This is a genomic window from Planococcus sp. VCh962, from assembly GCF_057748275.1.
In genome coordinates, this window is record NZ_JBYLHS010000002.1 from 609,533 (window position 1) to 634,623 (window position 25,091).

Annotated in this window: 22 protein-coding genes and 1 riboswitch; of the genes, 9 read left to right on the forward strand and 13 right to left on the reverse strand. The window is 46.9% G+C overall.

The genetic code is table 11. The features are described 5' to 3' along the window. Nucleotides 1–5 precede the first annotated feature (5 nt). From thiW to AC3AQ9_RS10390, 6 genes are all read right to left on the reverse strand, one after another. The gene (thiW, locus tag AC3AQ9_RS10365) at nucleotides 6–494 is read right to left on the reverse strand and encodes an energy coupling factor transporter S component ThiW (protein WP_488307394.1); all 489 of its coding nucleotides are present in this window, start codon (nucleotides 492–494) and stop codon (nucleotides 6–8) included. Beyond that, on the reverse strand, nucleotides 491–1,147 hold the full coding sequence (gene thiE / locus AC3AQ9_RS10370; RefSeq protein WP_488307395.1) for a thiamine phosphate synthase: 657 nt from the start codon (nucleotides 1,145–1,147) through the stop codon (nucleotides 491–493). The genes thiW and thiE overlap by 4 nt, the downstream gene beginning before the upstream one ends. Continuing rightward, entirely contained in the window at nucleotides 1,128–1,967 is an 840-nt protein-coding gene (thiD, locus tag AC3AQ9_RS10375; RefSeq protein WP_488307396.1) for a bifunctional hydroxymethylpyrimidine kinase/phosphomethylpyrimidine kinase, read from the reverse strand. The genes thiE and thiD overlap by 20 nt, the downstream gene beginning before the upstream one ends. Continuing rightward, on the reverse strand, nucleotides 1,964–2,752 hold the full coding sequence (gene thiM / locus AC3AQ9_RS10380) for a hydroxyethylthiazole kinase (protein ID WP_488307397.1): 789 nt from the start codon (nucleotides 2,750–2,752) through the stop codon (nucleotides 1,964–1,966). Before thiM ends, thiD begins: the two co-directional genes overlap by 4 nt. A gap of 1 nt (nucleotide 2,753) precedes the next feature. Beyond that, nucleotides 2,754–3,437, reverse strand: coding sequence for a thiaminase II (tenA, locus tag AC3AQ9_RS10385; protein WP_488307398.1), 684 nt, complete (start codon nucleotides 3,435–3,437; stop codon nucleotides 2,754–2,756). Between the two features lie 154 nt (nucleotides 3,438–3,591). After that, nucleotides 3,592–3,695, reverse strand: a riboswitch (TPP riboswitch). A gap of 35 nt (nucleotides 3,696–3,730) precedes the next feature. After that, nucleotides 3,731–4,861 (reverse strand): ABC transporter ATP-binding protein, encoded by a 1,131-nt coding sequence (locus AC3AQ9_RS10390; protein ID WP_488307399.1) that lies wholly within the window; start codon nucleotides 4,859–4,861, stop codon nucleotides 3,731–3,733. 335 nt (nucleotides 4,862–5,196) lie between these two features. Here AC3AQ9_RS10390 and AC3AQ9_RS10395 point away from each other — a divergent pair, with 335 nt between their 5' ends. The 3 genes from AC3AQ9_RS10395 to AC3AQ9_RS10405 are packed head-to-tail and all read left to right on the forward strand — an operon-like array spanning nucleotide 5,197 to nucleotide 8,374. Then, nucleotides 5,197–6,519, forward strand: coding sequence for an ABC transporter substrate-binding protein (locus tag AC3AQ9_RS10395; RefSeq protein WP_488307400.1), 1,323 nt, complete (start codon nucleotides 5,197–5,199; stop codon nucleotides 6,517–6,519). Between the two features lie 16 nt (nucleotides 6,520–6,535). After that, a complete protein-coding gene (locus tag AC3AQ9_RS10400) occupies nucleotides 6,536–7,447 on the forward strand; it encodes a carbohydrate ABC transporter permease (protein ID WP_488307401.1) in 912 nt (303 codons plus the stop codon). Next, nucleotides 7,448–8,374: a carbohydrate ABC transporter permease gene (locus AC3AQ9_RS10405; protein WP_488307402.1), complete on the forward strand. Its 927-nt coding sequence runs from the start codon at nucleotides 7,448–7,450 to the stop codon at nucleotides 8,372–8,374. Nucleotides 8,375–8,762: 388 nt separating this feature from the next. On the opposite strand, the gene rlmN is transcribed toward AC3AQ9_RS10405, so the two are convergent. Continuing rightward, nucleotides 8,763–9,833 (reverse strand): dual-specificity RNA methyltransferase RlmN, encoded by a 1,071-nt coding sequence (rlmN, locus tag AC3AQ9_RS10410; protein ID WP_488307403.1) that lies wholly within the window; start codon nucleotides 9,831–9,833, stop codon nucleotides 8,763–8,765. A gap of 157 nt (nucleotides 9,834–9,990) precedes the next feature. Between rlmN and AC3AQ9_RS10415 the strand changes: the two genes are divergently transcribed. Continuing rightward, complete coding sequence (locus AC3AQ9_RS10415) at nucleotides 9,991–10,461, forward strand: VOC family protein (protein WP_488307404.1); 471 nt, start codon at nucleotides 9,991–9,993, stop codon at nucleotides 10,459–10,461. Between the two features lie 270 nt (nucleotides 10,462–10,731). On the opposite strand, the gene scpC (AC3AQ9_RS10420) is transcribed toward AC3AQ9_RS10415, so the two are convergent. From scpC (AC3AQ9_RS10420) to scpC (AC3AQ9_RS10430), 3 genes are all read right to left on the reverse strand, one after another. Then, the gene (gene scpC / locus AC3AQ9_RS10420) at nucleotides 10,732–12,246 is read right to left on the reverse strand and encodes a succinyl-CoA:acetate CoA-transferase ScpC (protein WP_488307405.1); all 1,515 of its coding nucleotides are present in this window, start codon (nucleotides 12,244–12,246) and stop codon (nucleotides 10,732–10,734) included. Between the two features lie 124 nt (nucleotides 12,247–12,370). Then, nucleotides 12,371–13,015 (reverse strand): LytTR family DNA-binding domain-containing protein, encoded by a 645-nt coding sequence (locus tag AC3AQ9_RS10425; protein WP_488307406.1) that lies wholly within the window; start codon nucleotides 13,013–13,015, stop codon nucleotides 12,371–12,373. 106 nt (nucleotides 13,016–13,121) lie between these two features. Continuing rightward, nucleotides 13,122–14,615, reverse strand: a complete 1,494-nt coding sequence (gene scpC, locus AC3AQ9_RS10430; RefSeq protein ID WP_488307407.1) for a succinyl-CoA:acetate CoA-transferase ScpC — start codon at nucleotides 14,613–14,615, stop codon at nucleotides 13,122–13,124. A gap of 345 nt (nucleotides 14,616–14,960) precedes the next feature. Here scpC (AC3AQ9_RS10430) and AC3AQ9_RS10435 point away from each other — a divergent pair, with 345 nt between their 5' ends. The 4 genes from AC3AQ9_RS10435 (at nucleotide 14,961) to AC3AQ9_RS10450 (ending at nucleotide 19,985) form a co-directional block, all read left to right on the forward strand. Beyond that, a complete protein-coding gene (locus AC3AQ9_RS10435; protein ID WP_488307408.1) occupies nucleotides 14,961–16,256 on the forward strand; it encodes an MFS transporter in 1,296 nt (431 codons plus the stop codon). Nucleotides 16,257–16,344: 88 nt separating this feature from the next. Further along, nucleotides 16,345–17,577 carry an MFS transporter gene (locus AC3AQ9_RS10440; protein WP_488307409.1) on the forward strand — a complete coding sequence of 411 codons (1,233 nt, stop codon included), beginning with the start codon at nucleotides 16,345–16,347 and terminating at the stop codon, nucleotides 17,575–17,577. Between the two features lie 154 nt (nucleotides 17,578–17,731). Beyond that, nucleotides 17,732–18,931 carry an MFS transporter gene (locus AC3AQ9_RS10445; RefSeq protein WP_488307410.1) on the forward strand — a complete coding sequence of 400 codons (1,200 nt, stop codon included), beginning with the start codon at nucleotides 17,732–17,734 and terminating at the stop codon, nucleotides 18,929–18,931. A gap of 145 nt (nucleotides 18,932–19,076) precedes the next feature. Beyond that, nucleotides 19,077–19,985, forward strand: coding sequence for a MerR family transcriptional regulator (locus AC3AQ9_RS10450; protein WP_488307411.1), 909 nt, complete (start codon nucleotides 19,077–19,079; stop codon nucleotides 19,983–19,985). Between the two features lie 506 nt (nucleotides 19,986–20,491). Here the strand turns inward: AC3AQ9_RS10450 and AC3AQ9_RS10455 are convergent. Both AC3AQ9_RS10455 and AC3AQ9_RS10460 read right to left on the reverse strand, forming a co-directional pair. Continuing rightward, nucleotides 20,492–20,677, reverse strand: coding sequence for a hypothetical protein (locus AC3AQ9_RS10455; RefSeq protein WP_300990459.1), 186 nt, complete (start codon nucleotides 20,675–20,677; stop codon nucleotides 20,492–20,494). A 250-nt stretch (nucleotides 20,678–20,927) separates the two neighbouring features. Further along, on the reverse strand, nucleotides 20,928–22,226 hold the full coding sequence (locus tag AC3AQ9_RS10460; RefSeq protein WP_488307412.1) for an NCS2 family permease: 1,299 nt from the start codon (nucleotides 22,224–22,226) through the stop codon (nucleotides 20,928–20,930). A 266-nt stretch (nucleotides 22,227–22,492) separates the two neighbouring features. Here AC3AQ9_RS10460 and AC3AQ9_RS10465 point away from each other — a divergent pair, with 266 nt between their 5' ends. Further along, a complete protein-coding gene (locus AC3AQ9_RS10465) occupies nucleotides 22,493–23,452 on the forward strand; it encodes a nuclease-related domain-containing protein (RefSeq protein ID WP_488307413.1) in 960 nt (319 codons plus the stop codon). Between the two features lie 316 nt (nucleotides 23,453–23,768). Here the strand turns inward: AC3AQ9_RS10465 and AC3AQ9_RS10470 are convergent, their stop codons facing one another. Next, nucleotides 23,769–24,983, reverse strand: coding sequence for a NupC/NupG family nucleoside CNT transporter (locus tag AC3AQ9_RS10470; RefSeq protein WP_488307414.1), 1,215 nt, complete (start codon nucleotides 24,981–24,983; stop codon nucleotides 23,769–23,771). Nucleotides 24,984–25,091: the final 108 nt, after the last annotated feature.

The following is a 25,091-nucleotide window of genomic DNA, read 5'->3' on the forward strand; positions in this document are numbered from 1 at the left end:
TATTTTTAATTTTCTTGTAATAATCTATTTTCTTGCTTCAGTTTCTTGGCAATGACTACGCCCAGTAAGGCTCCTGATAAACTGGAGACTAAAAAAGGCGGCAAAAAGAAGAAAGCGGCAAGATCAGTTCCCATTAAAATATGAGCATAAGGCACTGCTACCAATGAAGCGATAATCCCTGTTCCAATTACTTCACCTGCAGCAGCAAGCCAGATTTTCCCGAATTTCGCATACATCAGTCCGGCAAGCAGCGCCCCAAACATTCCTCCAGGAAAGGCCAGCAATGATCCGGTTCCTGTCATTATGCGGACGATTGCCGTTAGAAACGCAATCAGCAATGCCGGACCCGGACCGAGCAGCACCGCTGCGATGACGTTTATCGCATGCTGAACAGGATAAGCACGGGCAATGCCGGCAGGAAATGAAACGAATGCTGAACCAGCAACACACAGGGCAACAAACATAGCGACCAGCACCATTTTACGGGTTTTCATTTTCGGGCACCTGCCTTTAAATTCGTTTTAAAGCGATTGACTTCTGAGGCGATATTCTCAGCTTGGGCAATTGAGGAAATCACCGCTATTCCGTCAGCGCCTGCTGACCATACTTGTTCGGCATTGTCGGGCGTGATGCCGCCGATTCCGATTACCGGAAGTTCGGGATACAGGCTTTTCACCGCTGCAATGCCTGCTACTCCTGCCGGGCTGCCGGCATCCTCTTTTGAACGGGTGTTAAATACCGGTCCCATTCCCACATAGTCGGCGCCGTGATCTACAGCATTTTTGGCTTCTGCCAATGAATGGACCGATATTCCCAAAATTTTGTCCGGTCCCACCATCCGACGGGCCGTGCTTGCTGCCGCATCCTGCTGGCCGACATGGATTCCATCCGCATCCGCCAGCTGCGCAAGCTGCAGATCATCATTCACGATAAACGGCACATTATACTGGCGGCACAGCCATTTGCATTCAATGGCAAATTTCATCAATGCATCCCCAGTGAGTGCACCGGATCCTTTTTCCCTTAATTGAAAATGGTGGATTCCCCCAGCCAATGCCTCCTCTAATACCAGCAGCGGATTGCGCCCGGGTGCGTTGGCTGTTCCCATAATAAAATAGATCGAAGGTTCATCGAACAACTTCGACATGATGGATGCCTCCTTTCTCGCGCTGGTGCTTCTGATAAGCCGCATGGTTGGTCGGTCCATGCCCGGCTCCAATATGAAGCTCTTCGCTGAGAGCTGCCTGGATAAATTGCTTCGCAGTGTAAAGGGCATCTTCCAGCGATTTCCCCTTGGCCAATTCCGCTGTCAAGGCAGCGGCAAAAGTGCAGCCCGTTCCATGCGTCTGAACCGTAGCAATGCGGGGGGAGCGGAAAAGAAGCTCATCCCCGTTTTGATTCAAATAAAAGTCTTCAGCCATGTCAGGGTCTGTGCCGTGGCCGCCTTTAATGACGACGGAAACAGCGCCCGATGACAATATCCGCCCGGCTGCCTGCCGCCGTGAAACTGCATCATCTATCCCTATGCCGCTGATCACTTCCGCTTCCGGAATGTTCGGCGTTACGATGAGCGCCAGCGGCAGTAGATGCTCCTTCAAAGCTTTAACCGCTGCCTGCTGCAGAAGACTTGCTCCTCCTTTGGCAATCATGACCGGATCCACTACGGTGTTTTTCCAGCCGAATTGCCGGATGCCGGATGCCGTCTCTTCAATAATGTCTGCATCAAACAGCATGCCCGTTTTCAGCGCCCCAATATTAAAATCTGCACCTACTGCAGCCAGCTGCGCCTTGACAGCACTTGGCGTCATCGGGTAGATTTCCGAAACCCCGAGTGTATTCTGGGCAGTCACCGCCGTGAGCACCGATGTCGAATAAACCCCGAGCTCCTGAAACGTTTTAATATCCGCTTGGATGCCCGCGCCTCCTCCAGAATCTGATCCGGCAATTGTCAATACTTGTGGAATCATCGTAGCGCTCCTTCCTTTTGACGTATCATATCGTCAATATCATTTTGCCCTATGGCATTTAATTGATTTAAAAAAGCAGTTTGAAAATCTCCGGGAAGTTTTGAATGCACGCTTGCCAGTTCGCCGGCAATGGCGTAATAGCGCATAGCCGCTGCCGTGGCTTCAAAACCGTCCTCTGGATGTACCGAGAGAAACGCTGCCACAACGCTGCTTAGCAAGCAGCCGGTTCCTGTTACAGAAACCATGATTTTATGTCCATATGGAATTTCAGCCAGCCGCTTTCCATCCGTGACAATGTCCAATTCGCCGGATACCGCAACAATGAATCCAAATCTATTAGCTGTATCTTTCGCCAGTACATGGATATCCGCCTGCCCTTCGCCGGCATCGACTCCTTTCGCCTGCCAGTGGGCGCCTGCGATAGCCGCAAGTTCACCGGCATTGCAGCGCAGAACTGTGACGTCCACTTCTTCCAGGATTTTATTGGCGGCAGCTGCCCGGAACGCTGTTGCTCCGACTCCGACCGGATCCAATACGACCGGCACCCCCAGCTCATTGGCTTTTTTTCCGGCAATCAGCATGCTGTTCAGGCTCTGCTTGTTCAATGTGCCGATATTAAGCGACACGGCATCCGCTAAAGCAGCCAGTTCAGCCGCTTCTTCCGGCGCTTCGCCCATGATGGGAGAAGCGCCAAGGGCAAGCAGTCCGTTAGCCTGGAAATTCGAGACGACGTGATTGGTGATGCAGTGGATAATCGGTTTTTCTGAACGCAGTTTTTCCAGCATGTTAAACACCTGCCCGGTCATACGTTTTGACTGTCCACGATTCCCGCACCCATGCCTGCTCCCAGAAATTCCATTCGTAATAACTGCTGCGGCGAAAACGGTCTTTCAGTTCAGCACGGCGTTTTTCCGGCAAACCTTCTGCAAGCTTGTCCATCCGGTCCATCTGCTCTTTAACCAAAGCGCCGAATTCCTCCGAGCCGTATGTAGCGATCCAGCGGTCATAAATCGGATGATCGGGTTTGGCCTTTTTCAGCCGTTCACCGATTTCATAGTAAAGCCAGTAGCAAGGCAGAATTGATGCCACGACATCCGCCAAATCGCCTTCAGACGAGCGGTACATATGGGAAACGTAAGCATAGGCACTCGGTGAAGGTTCAAAAACTGCCCAATCGTCTGCCGTGACCCCGAGCAGCTCCATAAACGACTCGTGCAAAGCCAACTCGGCAGCACAAGTGTGCTCCGAATGAAAGGCAAAGCGTTTTGTGGTCTCCAGATCGGTGGCTTTCACTGCTCCAATCGCTTGGACTTTGGCGAAATGGGTCAGGTAATAGGCATCCTGCATAACGTAATGCCGGAATATATCCAGCGGCAGCGTGCCATCGGCAATACCTTTCACAAACGGATGTTCAAAACTTGCCTGCCATAAATCATTGCATTCAACCCGCACTTCTTTACAAAATGTCATGTCTCCATCTCCTTTTCCGTGGTGATTCAAGCTTTAGCACCTGACGCTCCAGAAAATAAACCAAAGCCGAACCAACACTTCCGCTTTTCTTCGACAAATAAAAAACGCCGCTTTCCAGTAAAGGAAAGCGGCGTATGCAGTCAAAAAGGAAATAGCATGCGTTCCGCCACTTCCCTCCGCTGGTATGATCCAGATCAGGTTCAAAGGGTCCGAGCTTATGCCCGTCTCAGCCGATATCCGGCTCCCCTAGTGGTGTTTAATATTCAAGTTGTCAAAATCACTTTAACACAGATTTACGAAACCGCAACCGGTTTTTCTGATTTTTCAGGTTTCACTCGTTCCCCGCTTGTCGGATCAAAGAAGTGAACGCGTGACATATCGAACGCCAAGCGCGCAGTATGCCCCGGCTCAATCGTCGTATTGGCATCCACACGGGCAATAAATTCCTGGTCGCCGTACACGGCATAAATAATCGTTTCCGCACCTGTCAGCTCCGAAACGGTGATGACCGCATCGATGTCGCTGTGTTTGATGCCCGTCAGATCTTCGCTGTTGACGTGGATATGCTCCGGCCGGATCCCAAGTGTAACCGGCGAGCCGTCATAGCCCTGGCTCTTTAACATACTCAAAGTTTCTGAAGGAATGTCGATGACCCGATCTCCCATGACAAACGCACCTTTCTCTAATTTGCCATCAAAGAAGTTCATTGCAGGCGAACCGATAAAGCCGCCGACAAAGCGGTTGGCCGGGAAATCATATACTTCTTTCGGGCTGCCGACCTGCTGGATGACACCGCTCTTCATGATGACAATCCGTGTAGCCATCGTCATCGCTTCTGTCTGGTCGTGCGTTACGTAAATGGTTGTCGTTTTTAAGCGGTGATGGAGTTTTGCAATTTCAGCGCGCATCTGAACACGCAATTTTGCATCTAAGTTGGATAAAGGCTCATCCATCAGGAATACTTTGGCGTCGCGTACAATCGCGCGTCCAAGAGCAACCCGCTGGCGCTGGCCGCCTGACAGCGCTTTCGGTTTCCGGTCCAGGTACTCTTCCAGGCCCAAAATAGCAGCGGCTTCATTCACCCGTCTTTTAATTTCATCTTTTTTGAATTTGCGCAGTTTTAATCCGAATGCCATGTTTTCATACACGGTCATATGGGGGTATAAAGCATAGTTCTGAAACACCATGGCAATATCCCGCTCTTTCGGCTGGACATCGTTCATCCGTTTGCCATCGATGAAAAATTCACCGTCTGTTATTTCTTCAAGTCCTGCAATCATCCGCAAAGTAGTGGATTTTCCGCAGCCCGAGGGACCGACAAAGACAATAAATTCTTCATTTTTGATGTGGAGGTTAAAATCAGTTACGGCGGTAGCACCGTTATCATACGTTTTTCCCAAATTATTAATTAGAATTTCTGCCATCATGCCTCTCCCCATTCTTTTTTACTCTTAATTATAACCAGTTTTCTGTATATTACAAATTAGAAATGCAAATTATTAAGGCCTTACCCATATCTACAACGGTTTAAACTCGATAAAAATACCCATTGTCAGTATATTTAGATTTCACTTTGAAAAGAAGGAGAAGTTGTTATATACTTCTACTAGACATGAGAAGCTGGAATATTTTGTTCTACTCTTTTCAAGGAGAAACAGCCCTGGTTCTGATGAAATTCAGGCGGATGTGGGTATTTTACTTCGACTGTCGAAGATATTTACGGACTCATTTTATTCAATACAAAAGAGGAGTGAAGCAGATGAAGAATTTGAAAGTTTTTATTATGTTGATTGCTGCACTAGCATTGTTTCTCAGCGGCTGTTCGGGATTCCAGACAAGCAACAGCAGCAATGATGAAGCAGCGGTAAATGAAGACGGCAAAACCGTCATCGATTTCTGGACTTTCTGGGGATCTGAAATCCGCCGCCCGATTATTGAACAAATCATCACCGACTTTAACGAATCCCAAGATGAAATCGAAGTGAAGCACACTTTCCTGCCGTTCGGTGACATCTGGACGAAAGAGCTTGCAGCGATTGCAGCTGGCGATCCGCCTGATGTTGTAATCAACGATATCAATGCGACTGCTCTTCGCGGACAGCAAAAGCAGGCAATGAACTTGTCGCAGTTCCTGGAAAAAGACGATATTTCAAAACGATTCTACCCTGAGCTTTGGGACGCAACTCTTTACGAAGGTGATTCATACGGAATTCCTTTCAATACCGATACACGCGTACTTTTTTATAACAAAGACGCCTTCAAAGAAGTAGGGCTGGATCCTGAAAAGCCGCCGACAACATGGGCAGAACTCGAAGAATATGCAAAGAAATTGGATAAAAAAGCCGGACAGGACTATGACCGTGTCGGTTTCTATCCGTTATGGGGCATCGGCTATGATGTATGGCTCTTAAACGCCAACGGCCAGAACTATTTTGACGAGCAGAACAATTTCGAAATTGATACTCCTAAAAATGAACAAGTATTAAACTGGCTTAAAACATGGAAAGACAGATACGGCGAAGATGTAGTCAACTCCTATCAAGCACAGATTGACAGCCAGCAAGGACACCCTTTCTTCACTGGCGATTTGGCTATGATTGCCCAAACACCGACTTTCTACACACAAATCCGTGATTATGCACCTGATTTGAATTTCGGCGTAGTGGAACTTCCGGAATATGAAGAAGGCAATGGCAACACAAGCTGGGGCGGCGGATTTGTCGCTGAAATCCCTGAAGGATCTAAAAACGCTGAAGCGGCATGGGAATTCATTAAATATTTAACAGATGTTGAAGCGCAAGAGTATTGGGCAGTGAAAAACTTCGATAATGTCGCAAATATTGAAGCGGCTGAATCGGCAGCAAAATCTGATGAATTCACGGAAGACGGAACGATGGTTTACGAAATGGCCGTCGAAAACATGGAGCAGACTTTATTGACTCCAGTGCCGGTAATCGCACCTGATTTCAGCAGTTTGATCAATCCGAATATGGATGAATTCTTCCTCGGTTCCATGACGGCTAAAGAAGCTTTGGAAAAATCACAGACCGATGTAGAAAATTTGATCAAGAAAAACCAGTAAGCAAGGAGGAGCCAATTTGGGGAAGAAAAGAATGACCATGAGGCGCAAGGAGAGCATTTATGGCTATATTTTTGTATTGCCGTGGATTATCGGATTTCTGGCTTTCACTGCGGGGCCTTTGGTATTTTCCTTTGTGGCAAGTTTCACAAATTATAATATTACATCTCAGATGGACTTTGTCGGCGGAGAAAACTATAAAGGTCTCTTCACAGAGGACAGTCTTTTTTGGACCTCACTTTGGAACACCTTGTATTTCGTCATTTTTTCTGTGCCACTGACAACAATTGGAGCTATTTTCCTGTCGGCCCTGCTGAACCAGGACATTCCCGGCATCCGCTATTTCCGGACACTTTATTATTTGCCGGCTGTCCTGTCAGGTGTCGGTGTCTATATGCTTTGGATGCAGCTGCTGGACCCGGGCACCGGGATGGTCAATCTGGTGTTAAGCTGGTTTGGCATTGATGGCCCTAACTGGCTGTTTGATCCGGATTGGACCAAACCGTCCTTGATCTTCATGAAATTATGGAGTGTCGGCGGATCTATGCTCCTTTACTTAGCCAGTATGCAGGGTGTCTCCAAATCACTCTACGAAGCGGCTGAAATTGACGGAGCCAATACATGGAAAAAGTTTTTCCATATTACGATCCCTATGATCACGCCCGTTATTTTCTTTGATGTGGTAACAAGTTTGATCGGTGGATTCCAGATTTTCCAGGAAGCCTATGTCATGTCCAATAACGGCGAAGGCGGACCGGCAAACTCGTTGCTGTTCTATAATCTTTACATGTGGAAACAAGCATTCACCAACTTTAATATGGGGTACGCGATGGCGATGTCCTGGATTCTGTTTGTAATTGTATTCATCATGACAATGATCAATCTGAAACTCGCTCCCCGCTGGGTACATTACGAAGGGGAGGAGAAGTAGATGGCCAAAGCAACGGATAATCTTGATTATTTGGATAATGCAGAGGATCTGAAGAGCCTTGATAATGCCAATGAAAACCCCAGCTTTTTTGAACACAGAGGAAACCGTAAAAGTCTTTTGGTTATCTTCAACTTCATTTTGCTGGCGATCGGGAGCCTGCTGATCCTTTCCCCGCTCTGGTGGATGTTTGCAACATCCCTTAAAACAATGGCGGAAGTCATGTCTTTCCCGCCGTCGTTCTGGCCGGAGAACTGGCTGTTCTCGAACTACATCAAGACGTGGGAAGCGGCACCTTTCACCCGCTATACCATCAATACATTAACCATCACGATCATTGTGGTCATCGGAAATGTATTGTCCAATTCATTTATCGCTTACGGATTTGCTAAAATTCCGTTCCGCGGAAAAAATATCCTGTTTGCAATCGTCCTGGCAACCATGATGATTCCGGGATTTGTTACGTTGATTCCGCAATACGTATTGTTTGCTAAGCTTGGCTGGGTCAATACTTATTACCCGCTGATCGTGCCCGCCTTTTTCGGCAGCGCATTCAATATCTTCCTGCTGCGCCAGTTTTACATGACGATTCCGACCGAATTGATCGAAGCGGCAAAAATGGAAGGCGCCAACCATTTCTACATCTGGTGGAAAATCGGGCTGCCGCTCACTAAGCCGGCAATCGCTACAGTCGCCATCTTTTCGTTTAACGGCGCCTGGAACGACTTCCTCGGGCCGCTTCTGTACTTGAACGATGAGAACCTGTACACGCTTCAAATCGGCTTGCAGGTCTTCAAAGGACAGCTTAGCACCCAATGGAATTATCTGATGGCCGGCTCGCTGCTCGTATTGCTGCCAGTCATCATGATTTTCTTCATTTTCCAGAAATACTTCATCCAAGGCATCAATCTCCAGTCCGGAGGAAAATAAAGAAGATTATCAAACACTCTCTGCGAAGTTTCGCAGAGAGTGTTTTTGTTTTTTGAGGCAAAAGTTTGTCGCATTTTCTTCGTAACTTGCTTTGGTTATCTTAATCAAAGGCTTTTCGTCGGCGAAAAGCCTCCTTCTTTTGTTTTTCAGGTCTTATTGGAGAAAACACGCCGAGAGTTAAGTGCAGAATTTATGCATTTCGCAAGCGAACTGCTGAAAGTTCCAGCTTATTTGCGCTTAGAAATTTTTATTTGCGTTCATGGAGAGTTTATTTGCGTTTAAAATTTTTTATTTGCGTTCGGGCTGCTGTTATTTGCGTTCAACAAAAATCGACACGAAAAAAAGGGCATCCTCTTGCAGGATGCCCTTTCTAACAGCCTGCTCCGAATTAAAGTGCCGCTGTTTTCTCTTTTTTGATTTGTTTGCTTCGCAATTGACCGCAAGCTGCGTCGATATCGGCGCCTTGCTCGTGGCGGACGCCGCAATTGATGCCTTTTTTCTTCAAAGCATCGTAGAAAGCGCTGATTGCTTCCGGCGTGCTTTGCTGATACTGGTCATGCTCGCTGACCGAGTTGTACGGAATCAAGTTGACGTATGACAAGTGGCGCTTGTCTTCAAGCAGTTTCGCCAAAAGGTTCGCTTCTTCCACATGGTCGTTGACATCACGCAATAAAATATACTCAAACGTGATGCGGCGATTGGATTTCTCCAAATAATAATCGATGGCCGCCATCAACTTCTCGATCGGGTATGCTTTGTTGATTTTCATGATGCGTGAACGCAATTCGTTTGTTGGTGCATGGATGGAGATGGCCAAGTTGACTTGCAAGCCTTCATCCGCATAATCGTAGATTTTCGGTACGATTCCGCTTGTAGAAACGGTGATGTGGCGAGCTCCGATTGCCAATCCTTTTTGTGAATTGACGACTGTCAGGAAGTCCATCAAATTCGTGTAGTTATCGAACGGTTCGCCGATACCCATGACCACGATGTGGCTGACGCGCTCGTCTTTTTTCTGTGCATCAAAATGCGCCTGAACTTGCATGATCTGCTCGACGATTTCACCCGCGTTTAAATCACGGCTCTTTTTCAAAAGTCCGCTTGCGCAGAAACTGCAGCCGATGTTACAGCCGACCTGCGTAGTTACACAGACCGAGTTTCCGTATTTAAAGCGCATCAGTACGGTTTCAATCAAGTTGCCGTCCTGAAGACGGAAAAGGAATTTGATTGTGCCGTCAGCAGATTCCTGCTTAACTGCTTCTTCAAGTGTACGGATGGCAAAATTATTTTCCAGCAGCTGAATGACTTCTTTGCTGAGATTATTCATCTGGGAAAATTCAGTAACGCGTTTAATATATAACCAGTCCCATACTTGTTCAGCACGGTACTTCTTCTGTCCATTTTCTAAAAACCATTCTTTTAATTGATCGATCGTCAATCCATAGATGGAATTTTTCATTATTAGTACCCTCATTTCGGAATTTCACAATTGCTTATTATATTACTAAAAATCCTCCTTGACAACAACTATTTTTGTTTATACAGAAAAATCTGTCTTTAATTCCGGATTAAATGGAGCGGTTGTGGGTAAAGCTGTATATGAAGGAGGCGATTGTATGGGCGAAATTACGCATGTCGGGCTGGCAGTTCCCGACCTGGACAAAGCGGTGGACTGGTACGGCAAGGTCTTTGGTTACTATGTATTGGCGGGGCCGTTTGAATTCGATGCCGAAAGCGATGAATCCGGCAATATGACGCAAGATTTGCAAGGGCCTGAAGTTAAGAAAATGCGCAATGTGCACTTGATGTCCCTCGGTGGGATCGGCATTGAATTATTCGAGTTTCAGGAACCTCAATTTAAAGGTGAGACAGCATTTCCTCATAAAGGATTTTTCCATATCTGCCTGATTGTTGATAACCTGGTCGAGACCATTGAACGAATCGTTCAGCATGGTGGCAAACAGCGCAGCAAAATCTGGAAAACTTCAAAAGACAAACCTCATTATCTGGTTTACACCGAGGACCCATTCGGCAATATTATTGAATTGTATACACGCAACACATCTGAAATGTACAGCGGGAAATAGAAAAGCGCAAGCGCCCGTACAGCCCCGACAAGCGCTGGAAGCCGTGCCTGTAATGGCTGGTCTTTGCCATTATCGGCATGGCCGAAGCGACTCGAGGGGCTGGGCGCTGAAGCGTGGACACCAAGAAAAGCGCAAGTGTCCAAAAGTTGAACGCTAAACATGGAAATTCGCAATTTACCACTCTTATGTAAACTGAAGTGTTTATGCTTTCCGATCATTTCAAAAAAAACCAGCCTTTCCGCAAATCCGGATCGGCTGGTTTTTTGTGTTTTATACCAATTGCTCTTTTTTCTGAAGCATCGTGCCTTGCTGAGCCAGATCGGCATGCCAGGAGAAAGCTTTCTCCAGTATATGCGGCGTCTGGCCTCCGCGTTCCAAGGCTTCTGTATAATATGCCCGCATTTGTTCTTTATACATTGGGTGCATGCAATTATCGATAATCAGATTTGCACGTTCACGAGGTGCCAGCCCACGCAGATCCGCATAGCCCTGCTCTGTTACGACAACGTCCACATCATGCTCGGTATGATCAACATGGGTGACGAAAGGCACGACACTGGAGATTTTTCCTTCTTTGGCAATGGACTTCGTCACAAAGACCGCGAGACGGGCATTGCGCGCGAAGTCGCCCGAGCCGCCGATGCCGTTCATCATTTTCGTCCCTGATACATGTGTCGAGTTGACATTGCCATAAATATCGAATTCCAATGCCGTATTGATCGAGATCAAACCGAGGCGCCGGATGATTTCCGGATGGTTGGAAATTTCCTGCGGCCGCATGATGATTTTATCGCGGTACTTCTCAAAGTTACTGTAGACCTGCTCCATTTTCGGTTCCGATAATGTGATCGAGCAGCATGAAGCAAAATTGACTTTTCCTGCATCCATTAAATCGAATACCGCGTCCTGCAGCACTTCCGAGTAAACTTCCAGATTTTCAAACTCCGAATCGACCATGCCATGCAAAACAGCGTTCGCAACCGAACCGATGCCGGACTGCAGCGGCGCTAATTCTTCGGTCAACCGCCCTGCCCGGATTTCCGAACGCAGGAATTCCAGCAAATGATCCGCCATGATTTTCGTTTCCGCATCCGGCGGTACAATGGTGGAAGGCGAATCTTTTTGCTCAGTAAAGACAATTCCTCGGATTTTCTCGAGATCCACAGGAATGCCTGGCGTGCCGATGCGGTCATCCGTTTTCGTCAACGGAATCGGCATGCGCTCTCCCTGTTTGCCGGTATCGTAGATGTCATGCACTCCTTCAAACAGTTCAGGCTGTGCCATATTGATCTCCACGATAATGTTTTTCGCATGTTTTGCGAAGATTGCCGAGTTGCCGACAGACGTCGTCGGGATGATCATTCCATCTTCGGTTATCGAAAGCGCTTCCACGACTGCAAAGTCAATAGCTTCAATTACGTTAGCGCGAATCCATTCTGCTGTATGCGATAAATGATGATCGACAAACAGCATTTCACCATTGTTGATTTTTTTGCGCATTGCCGGTTCTGCCTGGAACGGCAAGCGTTTGTTGACGATGCCCGCTTCTGCGAACAATCGATCGATGTCGGAACCTAACGATGCTCCGGTAAAGACATTCACTTTAAATTCCTCTGTCTCCGCACGTTTTACTAATGCGAAAGGAACCGCTTTCACGTCTCCCGCACGTGTAAATCCACTGAGCCCCAAAGTCATGCCATTGCCGATCCATGAAGCTGCTTCTTCCGGTGACACAACACGGTCTTGCAGCTGGGTGGCTTTGATCCGATCAAATTGCTTTTCCATACTTTATCACTCTCTCTAACTTTTTAGATAATTCTATCGCAGTTAGAGAGAGTTTAGAGTTATATGGAATGGAAAACACAGTTGTTGGCTAAAGCAGCAAATTCTGCACCTGAAGCAGCATTTTTTAAAATCCGAGCAATTTCCGGAAATAACTTGAGTACGATTGGCTGACCGGGATGCGCGCTCCGTCGTTCATTGCCAGCAAAAAAGTGGAATGCGTGTCCGGATAAATCTCTTTTATATGATGGACATTTACGATAAATGACCGGTGGCAGCGGATGAACAAATCACGGGGCAGCAAATACTCGAATTCCTGAAGCGAGTTTTTATTGGTGCCGGAAAAGCCGTCAGCATGCACATGGGTTTTGCGGTCTTTCACTTCCAGGTATTTCACGTCGCCGAACGGAATCGGCTTCCAGCCATCAGCACTTTTCACTGTCACCACTGACTTGCCTTCCGTAAACGCCGGATAAATCGCCATCACGCACCCCTGCACTTCCCCGTCTTGTTCGAACGGCACCGCCATGCCGTGGTACGGTACGCCGAAAATCTCTTTATCAATAAATTCAGAGGCTTTCTGCCGGGTGGCTAGTGCCTTAAAGGCAATGGTTCCTTCTTTTACCGGATCGCCTTCCTGGATTTTCAAATCAATCCGCTTGCTTGGCCGGTAATAAATGTATTCTTTCGTATTGGATACCGCAATCGAAATTTCATCTGAGAATAACTCTCCGATGACATCGAGCAGCGCTCCATATGTAAACTTATCCATAACGGACCTCCTGTTTTCTTTCCCTCTATCAATTATAACAGAGCGGCTTCCGCTCCAAATGAAAACAGCCGCCCTATTGGGGCGGCTGTCCGGTTTCCAGGAAATATTAAAGCATTGTGCCGGTCTGGGCCAACTTCTCATGCCATGAAAAAGCTTTTTCCAGTACATGCGGCGTCTGGCCTCCACGTGTCAGCGCTTCTGCATAATATGCGCGCATTTTCTCTTTGTACATCGGATGCACACAATTCTCAATGATCAAGCTTGCCCGTTCACGGGGAGCCAATCCGCGCAAGTCTGCATAGCCTTGCTCGGTCACCACAATATCGACGTCGTGTTCGGTGTGGTCTATATGAGTGGAAAACGGAACCACACTGGAAATCTTGCCGCCTTTGGCAATCGATTTCGTCACAAAAATGGAAAGGCGCGCGTTGCGGGCAAAGTCCCCGGAACCGCCGATGCCATTCATCATTTTCGTCCCCGACACATGCGTCGAGTTGACGTTGCCGTAAATATCAAATTCCAATGCCGTATTAATGGAAATCAGACCGAGTCGACGGATGACTTCCGGATGGTTGGAAATCTCCTGCGGCCGCAAGGTGATTTTATCGCGGTACTTTTCAAAGTTACTGTAAACTTGCTCCATTTTCTGCTGCGATAAGGTAATGGAAGAACTTGAAGCCACTCTTACTTTCCCCGCATCGATCAAATCGAATACCGCGTCCTGCAGCACTTCCGAGTAGACTTCCAAATCTTCGAATTCCGAGTCGATCAAACCTTGCAGGACCGAGTTTGCAACCGAGCCGATGCCCGACTGCAGCGGCGCCAGTTTATTCGTCAGTCTTCCTGCACGAACTTCCGAACGCAGGAATTCGATCAGATGGCCCGCCATGATCTCTGTTTCTTCATCTGATGGCATAATTGTAGAAGGTGAATCCTTTTGGTCTGTATACACGATACCCCGGATTTTTTCCATATCTACTGGTATACCGGGCACTCCGATACGGTCATCCGCACGCGTCAGTGGAATTGGAGGCCGCTCCCCTTGCTTGCCTGTATCGTAGATATCATGAATCCCTTCAAACAATGCCGGTTGGGCCGTATTGATTTCCACGATAACGTTTTTCGCATACTGGACAAAAAGGGCTGAGTTGCCGACTGACGTTGTCGGAATGATCAATCCGTCTTCCGTTATCGACAATGCTTCAATAATGGCAAAATCGATCGGTTCAATGACCCCGGCTTTTATCCATTCCGCTGTCTGGGACAAATGGTGGTCGACAAACAGCATGTCGCCTTCGTTTATTTTTCTGCGCATCACGGGATCCGCCTGAAACGGCAAGCGTTTGTTGACAATGCCCGCTTCTGCGAACAATTTATCGATATCCGAGCCTAAAGAAGCGCCGGTAAAAACATTCACTTTAAAATTTTCAGTTTCGGCTCGTTTGATCAACGCCAGAGGAACCGCTTTGGCATCCCCCGCCCGTGTAAACCCGCTGAGTCCGAGTGTCATTCCGTCTTGAATCCAAGAAGCTGCAACATCCGCATCAATAACTCGTTCTTGCAATTGAGTCGATTTAATCCGTTCAATGGTTTGTTCCATCACTGTCACCTTTCGTGGCTTGATTGTTTTCCTTGCCTACATACAATTATACTTTACCCGCTAACCGCTTACTAAACCTCCGCTCTTCGTTTCTGCTTTCTGCACGCAATTTATTCACATGCCTGTAACAAATCAAGCAATGGTTTTGCCCCTTGTAAGCGTTTTATTTGCCTTTTAATAAAGTGATATTTAAATAATTTTTTGTCTTGAAATTAGTGAAAATCGCTCTATAACAGGCTTTGTGAATTATAAGAATATTTATATTACAAAATAATAAATTACTTTGGAATCATAGTAAATTTATGTTAAAAACTCATTGACTTTGGGGGTTATTCATCATAATATATGAAAGTTGTCAAAACAAGTAGCGTTTGCACAATAATTTCACTTGAAACGAGGCACCACTTAATGTCTTCAAACCAACGTAAAAAACTCGCCATTTTAATGGTTACTATATTTATTACTATAACAAGTTTCGGAATTACCGGTCCGGTAATTCCCGCTTATCTGGAATCAATCAATCAAGGCGGGATGGCTTCAGGAATGATCATCGCCATCTTCGCCGGCGCACAGCTTCTGTTTGCCCCGCTTGGCGGCAAATGGACAGATCAATTTGGCCGCCGCAAGATGATTATCATCGGTTTGGTGATGATCACTGCCGGCGGTTTTTTATTTTATTGGACTGATACGTTATGGGTCTTATATGCATCCCGCGTGATCAGCGGCATTGGCGACGCGTTTCTGCTGCCCGCAGTATTTGCCTATACGGCAGATATCACAACGCCGGAACAGCGCGCAAAAGGAACCGGTCTTGTAACAGCTTCCATGTCAATGGGGCTTGTCGCCGGACCGGCCATCATGCTGTTCATGTCTGACTTCAGCATAAAAGCGCCGTTTCTGATGTCCGCTTTCATCTCGCTCGCTGCGGCAGTGTTTTCCGTTGCATTCTTGAAAGAAAGCGACCCGGCAAGAACCGGCCAGGCCAATGTCCGGAATCTTGGTGATGAAGAATCGTTGTCCAAGAAATTTGCCCGCTCTGCCAAAATGCCTTATTTTATTCCGCTGGTCATCACGTTTGTCATGAGTTTCGGATTGATCGCTTATGAATCGATTTTCGGTTTAGTGCTCAATGATGAATTCAATGCCAGCGTGCAGGATATTGCCATCATGTGCATCGCCATCCAAGGCGTGAGTGTCCTGACACAGCTTTTTGCTGTCGAACGGCTGATCCGGCGTTTTGGCGAAGTGCAGGTTTTAATCGCCTTTTTAGTCGTCGCATCGGCTGGTTTCCTTTTGGCCCTTGTTGCCGGAACGTACGCCATGTTCTTTGTCGTGACATTGATCATTTTCATGGCGATGTCGATTCTTCGCCCGGTGCTCAATATCCTGATTTCGAAATTGGCCAAAGGCGAAGTCGGCTTTGCCATGGGGCTCAGCACTTCGTTCATGGGAATCGGAAATGTCATCGGCCCGATTTCTGCAGGGATGCTATACGATATCAACCTGGTGTTCCCTTTCATCCTCGGCTTGAGCATGCTGGCGGTGACCATTTCCATCACTGTTGCCTGGCATTTCACAAGCAGCAAAAAAGCTGCTTTGCCAGTTGAAACTCTTCCATTTGAAGCTGAATCCGTTGTTTAAGGATTCAGCTTTCTGCTTGACCTTACTGTTTCTGACACCTTGCTTTTGCGGAATGAAATTCACTTTATAGAAATGAGGCTTTCCTGTAATGTCTTCTGAACAACGAAAAAAAATCACCATTTTGATGGTGAATATGTTTATTGCCATCGCAAGTTTTGGAATTATCGTCCCGATCCTCCCGGCTTATCTCGTATCGATCAACCAAGGCGGGACTGCTGCCGGTTTGATGATTGCCATCTTTGCCGGTGCACAGCTGCTGTTTTCCCCGCTTGGCGGGAAATGGGCAGATGTTTATGGCCCGCGTAAAGTCATTATCCTGGGGCTGTCGCTGCTTACGATCTCCATGCTGATGTTTTATGCGACCGATTCCATCTGGATCCTTTATGCTTCACGCATTGTCGGCGGAATCGGCGATGCTTTCCTGGTCCCAGGCATCTTCACTTATGTAGCAGGCATCACGACGGCTTCGCAACGTGCGAAAGGCACCGGCCTCGTCACTGCTTCGATGTCACTCGGGCTGGTCATCGGACCAGGAATCGGCGGCTTCCTAGCTGACGTCGATTTGAAATTGCCATTCCTTGTCTCGGCGATTGTCACGTTCACCGCTGTCTTGTTTTCCCTTGTATTATTGAAAGAAATAAAACCGACTGCCGCCAGCACGAAGCAGGCAGAGGAATTCGCAAAAGACGAGTCGATGCTCCAGCAAATCGGCCGTTCCGTCAAAATGCCGTACTTTATTCCATTGATCATCACCTTTGTCATGAGTTTCGGGCTGGTCGCTTATGAATCGGTCATCGGCATGTATTTAACGAATGAATATGGCTCAACATCCAAAGACATCGCCATGATGATTACTGCTACCGGGCTTGTCAGCGTGATTGTCCAAGTGTTTGTCGTAGACCGCCTGGTGCGCCGATTCGGTGAAGTGCCTGTTTTGATCTCATTCCTGGGCCTAGCAACTGCCGGATTCCTGCTATCGCTTGTTGCCGGAAGCTACGCTGCGTTCTTCGGCGTATCACTCGTCATTTTCCTGGCAATGGCAATTTTACGGCCGGTGCTCAATATCCTGATTTCCAAAATGGCGCAAGGCGAAGTCGGCTTTGCGATGGGTATGAACACTTCCTATATGAGCCTTGGCAATGTGCTTGGGCCGTTATCGGCCGGTTTGCTGTTCGATGTCAACATCAACTACCCGTTCATCCTCGGACTCGGCTTATTGATTGTGACATTGTCGATTGCAATGGCATGGCGCAGTTCCCGTGCTGCCAAAACCGTCGCGCTTATGCGCCACGAAGAACCTGAAGCTGAACCTCTTGTATAGGAGGTTCAGTTTTTTAAAAGAGAAATTTCACTTTCCGAAATAAATTTCCCAAAGCCAGTTCTAGTATATTGACAAAAACTGGCTGCTCAAATAGTATAGGTAAGCTGAGCAAAAAACTCCGTACCAGTATATAGATGAAAAGAGGGTATCGCCCATGTCTGCGGACCAGAGAAAGAAAATCTACATTTTAATGATCAATATGTTTATTGCCATTGGAAGCTTCGGCATCATCATCCCGATCCTTCCTTCCTACCTTGAATCGATCAATCAAGGCGGCATGGCGGCAGGGTTGATGATCGCCATATTCGCAGCGGCGCAATTCCTGTTTTCGCCGATTGCCGGAAAATGGGCAGACCAGTATGGCCGCCGGAAAATGATCATCTATGGGCTTGCCGGCCTGACACTGTCGATGTTCGTGTTCTATGTATCTGATTCTATTTGGATCTTGTACTTGTCACGGGTGATCGGCGGAATCGGGGCCGCTATGCTGGTTCCCGCCATCTTCGCTTACATCGCAGACATCACCACCTATGACCAGCGGGCAAAAGGAAACAGTCTGGTTTCTGCAGCGATGTCACTCGGCATCGTTGTCGGTCCCGGAATCGGCGGATTCTTGGCAGATTTTAGCATGAAGCTGCCATTTCTTGTCTCCGCGCTTGTTTCTCTTGTCGCTGTGGTGTTCTCCATCGTGCTATTGAAGGAAAACGATGCAGCCGAAGCAGATCCGGCTTTAGCGGCTACACTGGCCGACGAAGAATCGATGTTCAAAAAAATCGGCCGCTCGGTGACGATGCCGTACTTTATTCCACTGATCATCACATTAGTCATGAGCTTTGGCTTGCTGGCGTATGAATCAGTGGTCGGCCTTTATCTCGACAACCAGTTCCAGTCCACCGCTAAAGACATCGCCTTTATGATTACCGCTACTGGCGTAGTCAGTGTGATCGTTCAATTGTTTATCGTGGACCGCATTGTCCGGCGCTACGGCGAAGTTGCCGTTTTGATCGCCTTTATCGGCGTCGCAGCGGCCGGCTTCCTGCTGTCGCTGTTCGCAGGCAGCTACGCGATGTTCTTTACCGTGTCACTGATCATCTTTATGGCCACATCCATTTTACGCCCGGTGCTCAATACGCTGATTTCGAAAATGGCTGATGGAGAAGTCGGTTTTGCCATGGGAATGAACAATGCTTATATGAGCATCGGAAATGTGATCGGTCCACTTTTAGCAGGCGCACTTTACGACATCAACATCTCCTATCCGTTCATTCTCGGGCTCGTTATGCTGATGATTACAATGTTCATTACAGTCAGCTGGCAGCGTTCACGCTCCACCAAAGCACCTGCCGCTGTCTAATAAAGAAAAACTGGAACCTGTTGATAGGTTCCAGTTTTTTTATGCTTTTCTTGAACCTCCCAAAAAAGAGGTTCCGGCTTTACTGAATGCTCTAAAAAGTTGTATAATTATTATACAATTAAACCAAAGAGACGGAGGTAATGCTATGTATAATATTAAAGCAGCTGCCAAACTTTTAGATATGCCAAAAGTGACCATCCGTTCCTGGGAAACCCGGTATAATGCCATTACCCCTGCGCGTACCGAATCCGGGCATCGCCTGTATTCAGACCAAAACCTGGAAGATTTAAAATGGCTTAAAATACAAGTACAAGATAGAGGCGTCAAAATCAGCGAAGCTGTTAAACAGCTGCATGCCTCAAAAAGAAAACCTGCGGAAAAAGTCGTGGTTCCGGAAAATTCTGTTGAGGCCGAACCGTTCAGCAAGCAAATCCAAGAGCTTTACCTGGCCGCTTCTGAAATGGATACCGAACGGTTCAATTACCTGCTCGACTTGAATTTTTCTTTATTCCATTACCGGACCGTTTTTTTCTCGATTATCGTACCGCTGATGATCCGCATTGGCGACGAATGGAAAAACGGCTCGCTGACGGTGGCGCATGAGCATATGATCAGCCATATTGTCCACCAGCGCTTTGCCCATTTTTTCCGCGTGTTTCCGACTTCAGCAGAATTGCCAAAAGTCATGGCTTTGTGCCCGAGCGGCGAACATCATCAATTAGGGCTGCTGCTATTTACTCTTTTCCTCCGGGAAAATGGATTTCCAGTCATGTATTTCGGACAGGATACTCCGCTGGATGGCTTGGCAGAAGCGGCAAGCCAGCAACAAACTGAAATCGTCTGCATGTCGATTTCGGATTCCAAGCTGCGGCAGGCGGCGGACCACTATATTGAACAATTGTCACAAAAGAATCCTGGCCTCCGCTTCCTCATTGGCGGCCAGGGAATCGAAAAACAGCTTCACCAAGACCAGGCATGGTATCTTGGCGATTCCTATGAATCTTGGCAGCAATGGCTGAATGAACAAAAAGAAATCCCTTTAAGCAGAGCTTAAAGGGATTTTATATATGAACCTGCTTTTACGGCCTGAAAGTTTCCCCTTGATGCAAAATTCTCTGCAGGCCGCAGAAGCCGGATTGCACAAAAAAGCAGCGGGAGGAAGCCCCACTGCCTGACGACTGCTTTTAAACGGTACACCTGTCTTGATTGCTGATGATTGTGAATGATGGATGCCAGTTAAGCCAATTAAAATATAACCGATCCGTGCAATGCTGTAGCTCATGCCGCTAAAAAGAGCTCCAGCCAACTCTCATTGGAATAAACCGGCAAGCAACCTGTTCAAGCCTCCATCGATAAAAACGCTGCAGCTTTTAACCTTCACGCATTGCCAATTACTTCGCATAGCTTTTGTATAATTATAATATAACCTTCAAAAATCTTCTTAAACCTTTTATATAATTTTTTTATAATTTTTATTAATAAAGAGCGACTTTATTCTGCGAGGAATTTCTTTATTCCATTGGTTGTCAGGTGAAACGACATAAAAAAAAGACCTGCAGCTTACTGCAGATCCAAGTCCTGGTAATCTTTCTGGTACGGTCCGTTGTCAGTGACTTCAGAATGGTAAAGAGCTTTCAATGCAAAGTTCTTTTCCAGTTCCATATCCTTCATCAGCGTTTTCATGCGCTTCTTCAATTCCGGATGCTCACTTACTAGCTGCTCCATTTTTGATTTTGTGTATTTCATGTGAATTTCCAACTCCTTTCCGATCTTTTTAAATCTATCTCATTCTAATTGATCAAAATCCCACTTTAATAATCGGGAAATCAACTGGCCTTAAAATCCTTTTTAGATTAATCAGCACTTAAAAAGTTTAATGCCTCTGCGTTTCCGCAGCATTTCTCTTTATTATACCATCGCCAAGCTGCTTGTAGGAAATCTGCCGTGTCCAATAAAAAAACGCATTTGCCGGAGCAAATGCGTTTTCAACTAAAGATTATCCGATAACGTGAAAAACGAAATTCATCAGGAACAAACCGGCGATGACATAAAGAGCCACCGACACTTCGCGCCATTTTCCAATCGCGATTTTCAAAATCGGGTACAGGATAAAACCGATGGCGATGCCGTCAGCAATGCTGTACGTAAATGGAATCAACGCGATAATCAATAGCGCCGGGAAGCTTTCGCTCATGTCTTTCATATCCAGATTACGGATGTTCTGCACCATCAAGCCGCCGACAATGATTAAGATCGGGGCGATGGCACTGTCCGGAATCAGTTTGATGACAGGAATGAAAAACACGGAAACCATGAACAACAAACCGGTCGTTACAGCTGTCAAGCCAGTCCGTCCGCCAGCCGCCATGGCTGCCGTACTTTCAGCGCTTGCTACAGTCGGGCTTGTGCCAAAGATGCCGGATGCCATTGATGATACAGAAGTCGCCTGGAATGCACGCCCGAATTTTTCAGGGCTTTTCACAAACGACACCTGCCCCTGGACAGTCCCGATGTTCTCAAAAACGATCACCATCGTCAAAGAGAATACGGCAATCCAGAAGCCCATCGTCAAAAGGCTATCGAACGACAGCGCGCCAAATACCGCAAATGCTTCAGAAGCACTGATTGACGACTCGCCCACCGCGTTCACATCGATCAAGCCGAAAAACGAAGCAATGACCGTTCCGGCTACAATCGTAAACAGGAAGTTCCCTGGCACATTGCGGATAAACAGCACAATTGCCACAATGAAAGTCAGGACTGTCGCCAGCACATGCGGTTCACCTAGTGAACCAAGTGCCAGAATCGAAGAAGTCCCGCGCTCGACAATGCCGCCTTTTTCAAGGCCGATCAGCATCAGGAATAACCCGAGACCCACCATGATCGCTTCTTTCAATGAATACGGCACTGCTGCATTCAGCAGTTTCGCCAGACGTGTAAAAGCGATCACAACGAAAATGAGCCCGGAGACAAAGACCACAGCCAGTGCTTCCTGCCACGACAAGCCCATCGACTGGACCATTGTGTACGAAAACAAAGCGTTGATGCCCATGCCTGGCACAAGCAAAATCGGCGCATTGCCCCAAAAGCCCATGACGAGACAGCCAAACACCGCAGCTGCAATCGTTGCTACAATCGCCGCTTCAAGCGGCATGCCCGATTCCGACAAAATCAGCGAATTGACAGCGATGATGTAAACGACCGTAAAAAAGCCGATCACACCCGCCGACATTTCCCGTTTCACCGAAGTCCCATTCGTTTGAAGACCAAAAAAGCGGTCCATCCAATTAGACATATATAAAACCTTCTATTAAATTAGCCCTCTCCCAACCCGCTCTTCCCATAATAAATAGGTGAGCCAAAATAGGAGTTTAAGCTATAAAGCGTGTGCTGTCAAGGGAAAGAGCTTCATTAAGGAGAATACAGATATTCTGTTCAGACCTTTCGCTATCCACTGGCAAAAAGCAGCAAATCGATCCTTTTCTGCTTCATTTATATGAATGCTTCCGTTGTTTGCAAAGCGTGTTATACTGCATTTATTCCAGATGAAAGAGGTGTTATATGGACAAAAGGGCAATCTGTATGCTGACGAAAACAGAAGGTTTGGAGCGGCTGATTGGCCGGCTTCCTTTAAGCCATCCCGGATTGAAGTTTATCCAAAGCGAATGGCACCGGACCGCTTCCGGACAAAGAGGTGAAAAGCGCTTAATGTCACGGTTTAAGGAGTTCCACTTGGATGAACCGTACAGTATGTTATGGGATGTCCATCTCAAAATGGGCAATTGGCCGGCTCAGATGGACGGGCTTCTGCTGACTGAGCGCTGCGCCATCATCCTCGAATCGAAAAACATCAGCGGCAACATTCATTTTGATGAAAAAACCGGCGAGTTTTACCGGTTTGATGAAAACGGTGCGAAGACCGTGATGGAAGATCCCCGTGTCCAGCTTGATAAACACATCCGCTTTTTGACGGCCTGGTTCAAACTTCGAAAAATCAGCTTGCCGATTCGCGGCTTGATCGTGTTCACCGCAAAAAAATGTGAGTTCAGCTCCAAACCACCAGGCGCTCCAATTTGCAAAACCTATCAGATGCCCGAAATCCTTCTGAAGATTTGGAGCGCTGCTCCCCCGCAAACTTCAAGCCATAAACTTTCGAAAATCAATAAAACGCTTCTAACTAATCAAACCCCTTTTATACAAACCGCTTTATGCAATAAGTATTTCATTGAACCTAAAGATTTACGGACCGGCGTGCAATGCCGTGTATGCCGGTCGTATGGCATGCAGCGGGTTAAGCGGAGCTGGCAATGCCGGCATTGCGGAGAACGCGACAGCACAGCGCATTTTCTTGCGGTGCAGGAATACTTCACGCTTGTGAGCAGCGAACTGACCAATCAAGAGTTCAGGCGCTTCTGCGGGATTGAATCACCTTTTGTGGCTTCACGTCTCCTCAGTAAGCTCGACTTGGAGGCAATAGGAGAATTGAAAATGCGTTCATATAAATTAAAGGAAATTGAGTAAGCTTTTTGTCTTTGGCTAAAAGCTTTTTTTGTCGGATTTTGTTGAACGCAAATAAAACCACTCTGAACGCAAATAAAATTTTTTAAGCGCAAATAAAACTCCACGAACGCAAACAAAAAATTCTAAGCGCAAATAAACCAATCCGCCACAGCACTCCATCGCATTTCGCCTGCGAAATGCCTTCATTTCTGCCCTTTCCCGCTCAAAAACAAACCCAAGAATGGAAAAAGGTGCTTTTCGTAAACGAAAAACACCGGAAACTGAAAAAGAAACCCCTCGCCCGCAGACGAAGGATTTCTTTCAAGTCATTATTTGCTTACATAAACATTCCGGCAATAGCCGCACTTAGCAGTGAAGCGAGCATCCCTGCTGCAACCGCACGGATACCTAAACGCGCGATATCAGGACGTCGGCTCGGTGCCAATGCACCAAGTCCGCCAAGCAAAATAGCCAATGAGCTCAAGTTAGCAAAACCACAAAGCGCAAAGCTGACTACAATTACAGTTTTAGGTGATAAGTCTGCAATTTGGGGGGCAAAAGAAGTGTACGCAACAAATTCATTGAGCACCAATTTTTGTCCGATAAAGCTACCAGCTTGTACCGCTTCCGCCCAAGGCACACCAATCGCCCAGGCAAGCGGTGCGAAGATGACACCAAGAATAGCTTGAATCGTCAAACCTTCAGTGCCAAACCAAGAACCGATTCCACCCAGCATACCGTTCAATAATGCGATCAAAGCGATGAATGCCAAAAGCATGGCGCCGACATTCAAGGCCAATTGCAAACCGTCAGCCGCACCACGTGCTGCAGCGTCAACAACGTTGACTGATGTGTTATCTTTTTCCATAACCACATCTTCTCTTTCTGTAACATCCTCTGTTTCCGGAATCATGATTTTAGCCATGATCAAACCGGCTGGTGCAGCCATGAAACTTGCCGCCAATAAATATTCAAGAGGCACTCCTAGAAGTGCATAACCAGCTAAAGTTGAACCGGCTACTGATGCCAGACCCCCTGTCATTACAGCAAACAACTCGGATCTAGTCATTCCCGCGATAAACGGACGGATGACAAGCGGCGCTTCCGTCTGGCCAACGAAAATATTCGCTGCAGCTGAAATCGACTCTGCTTTACTGGTTCCAAGAAGCTTTGACAACAAGCCTCCTAATATTTTGATGACAACTTGCATGATGCCCAAATAGTAAAGGACCGAAATCAAAGACGAGAAGAAAATGATAATCGTCAATACCTGAAACGCGAATACAAAACCGAATCCTCCGACATCAGCAGCTGGGCCAAATACGAAAGAGATCCCTTCACCAGCATAGTCAATGACGTTCTGTACGAGACCTGAGAACCATAAAAGACCGGCTCTTCCCGCTTCCCATTCAAGAACGATAAATGCAAATGTAACTTGGATAGCTAAACCGCCGAGAATAGTCCTTGGCTTGATGGACTTTTTGCCATTTGATAATAGAAAGGCGATTCCCAAAACAACGAATACACCAAAGATGCCCCACAATAAATTCACAACTTCACCTCATTAGTTTTTTCAGCTTGAAACGCTTACATTTCAGCCCGGCAGTTAATTTATTTTTTTACTGTCGTCAGACATCTTACCAAATCTATAAAAAGAAGT

What these genes read in the sequence shown, in the direction of transcription:
- AC3AQ9_RS10440 (WP_488307409.1), top strand. Translation starts at nt 16,345, where the DNA reads ATGTCTTCTGAACAACGAAAAAAAATCACCATTTTGATGGTGAATATG.
- thiD (WP_488307396.1), bottom strand. Translation starts at nt 1,967, where the DNA reads ATGATTCCACAAGTATTGACAATTGCCGGATCAGATTCTGGAGGAGGC.
- AC3AQ9_RS10450 (WP_488307411.1), top strand. Translation starts at nt 19,077, where the DNA reads ATGTATAATATTAAAGCAGCTGCCAAACTTTTAGATATGCCAAAAGTG.
- AC3AQ9_RS10435 (WP_488307408.1), top strand. Translation starts at nt 14,961, where the DNA reads ATGAAAGTTGTCAAAACAAGTAGCGTTTGCACAATAATTTCACTTGAA.
- AC3AQ9_RS10405 (WP_488307402.1), top strand. Translation starts at nt 7,448, where the DNA reads ATGGCCAAAGCAACGGATAATCTTGATTATTTGGATAATGCAGAGGAT.
- AC3AQ9_RS10395 (WP_488307400.1), top strand. Translation starts at nt 5,197, where the DNA reads ATGAAGAATTTGAAAGTTTTTATTATGTTGATTGCTGCACTAGCATTG.
- thiM (WP_488307397.1), bottom strand. Translation starts at nt 2,752, where the DNA reads ATGCTGGAAAAACTGCGTTCAGAAAAACCGATTATCCACTGCATCACC.
- AC3AQ9_RS10390 (WP_488307399.1), bottom strand. Translation starts at nt 4,861, where the DNA reads ATGGCAGAAATTCTAATTAATAATTTGGGAAAAACGTATGATAACGGT.
- thiW (WP_488307394.1), bottom strand. Translation starts at nt 494, where the DNA reads ATGAAAACCCGTAAAATGGTGCTGGTCGCTATGTTTGTTGCCCTGTGT.
- tenA (WP_488307398.1), bottom strand. Translation starts at nt 3,437, where the DNA reads ATGACATTTTGTAAAGAAGTGCGGGTTGAATGCAATGATTTATGGCAG.
- thiE (WP_488307395.1), bottom strand. Translation starts at nt 1,147, where the DNA reads ATGTCGAAGTTGTTCGATGAACCTTCGATCTATTTTATTATGGGAACA.
- AC3AQ9_RS10415 (WP_488307404.1), top strand. Translation starts at nt 9,991, where the DNA reads ATGGGCGAAATTACGCATGTCGGGCTGGCAGTTCCCGACCTGGACAAA.
- AC3AQ9_RS10455 (WP_300990459.1), bottom strand. Translation starts at nt 20,677, where the DNA reads ATGAAATACACAAAATCAAAAATGGAGCAGCTAGTAAGTGAGCATCCG.
- AC3AQ9_RS10425 (WP_488307406.1), bottom strand. Translation starts at nt 13,015, where the DNA reads ATGGATAAGTTTACATATGGAGCGCTGCTCGATGTCATCGGAGAGTTA.
- scpC (WP_488307407.1), bottom strand. Translation starts at nt 14,615, where the DNA reads ATGGAACAAACCATTGAACGGATTAAATCGACTCAATTGCAAGAACGA.
- rlmN (WP_488307403.1), bottom strand. Translation starts at nt 9,833, where the DNA reads ATGAAAAATTCCATCTATGGATTGACGATCGATCAATTAAAAGAATGG.
- AC3AQ9_RS10445 (WP_488307410.1), top strand. Translation starts at nt 17,732, where the DNA reads ATGTCTGCGGACCAGAGAAAGAAAATCTACATTTTAATGATCAATATG.
- scpC (WP_488307405.1), bottom strand. Translation starts at nt 12,246, where the DNA reads ATGGAAAAGCAATTTGATCGGATCAAAGCCACCCAGCTGCAAGACCGT.
- AC3AQ9_RS10460 (WP_488307412.1), bottom strand. Translation starts at nt 22,226, where the DNA reads ATGTCTAATTGGATGGACCGCTTTTTTGGTCTTCAAACGAATGGGACT.
- AC3AQ9_RS10465 (WP_488307413.1), top strand. Translation starts at nt 22,493, where the DNA reads ATGGACAAAAGGGCAATCTGTATGCTGACGAAAACAGAAGGTTTGGAG.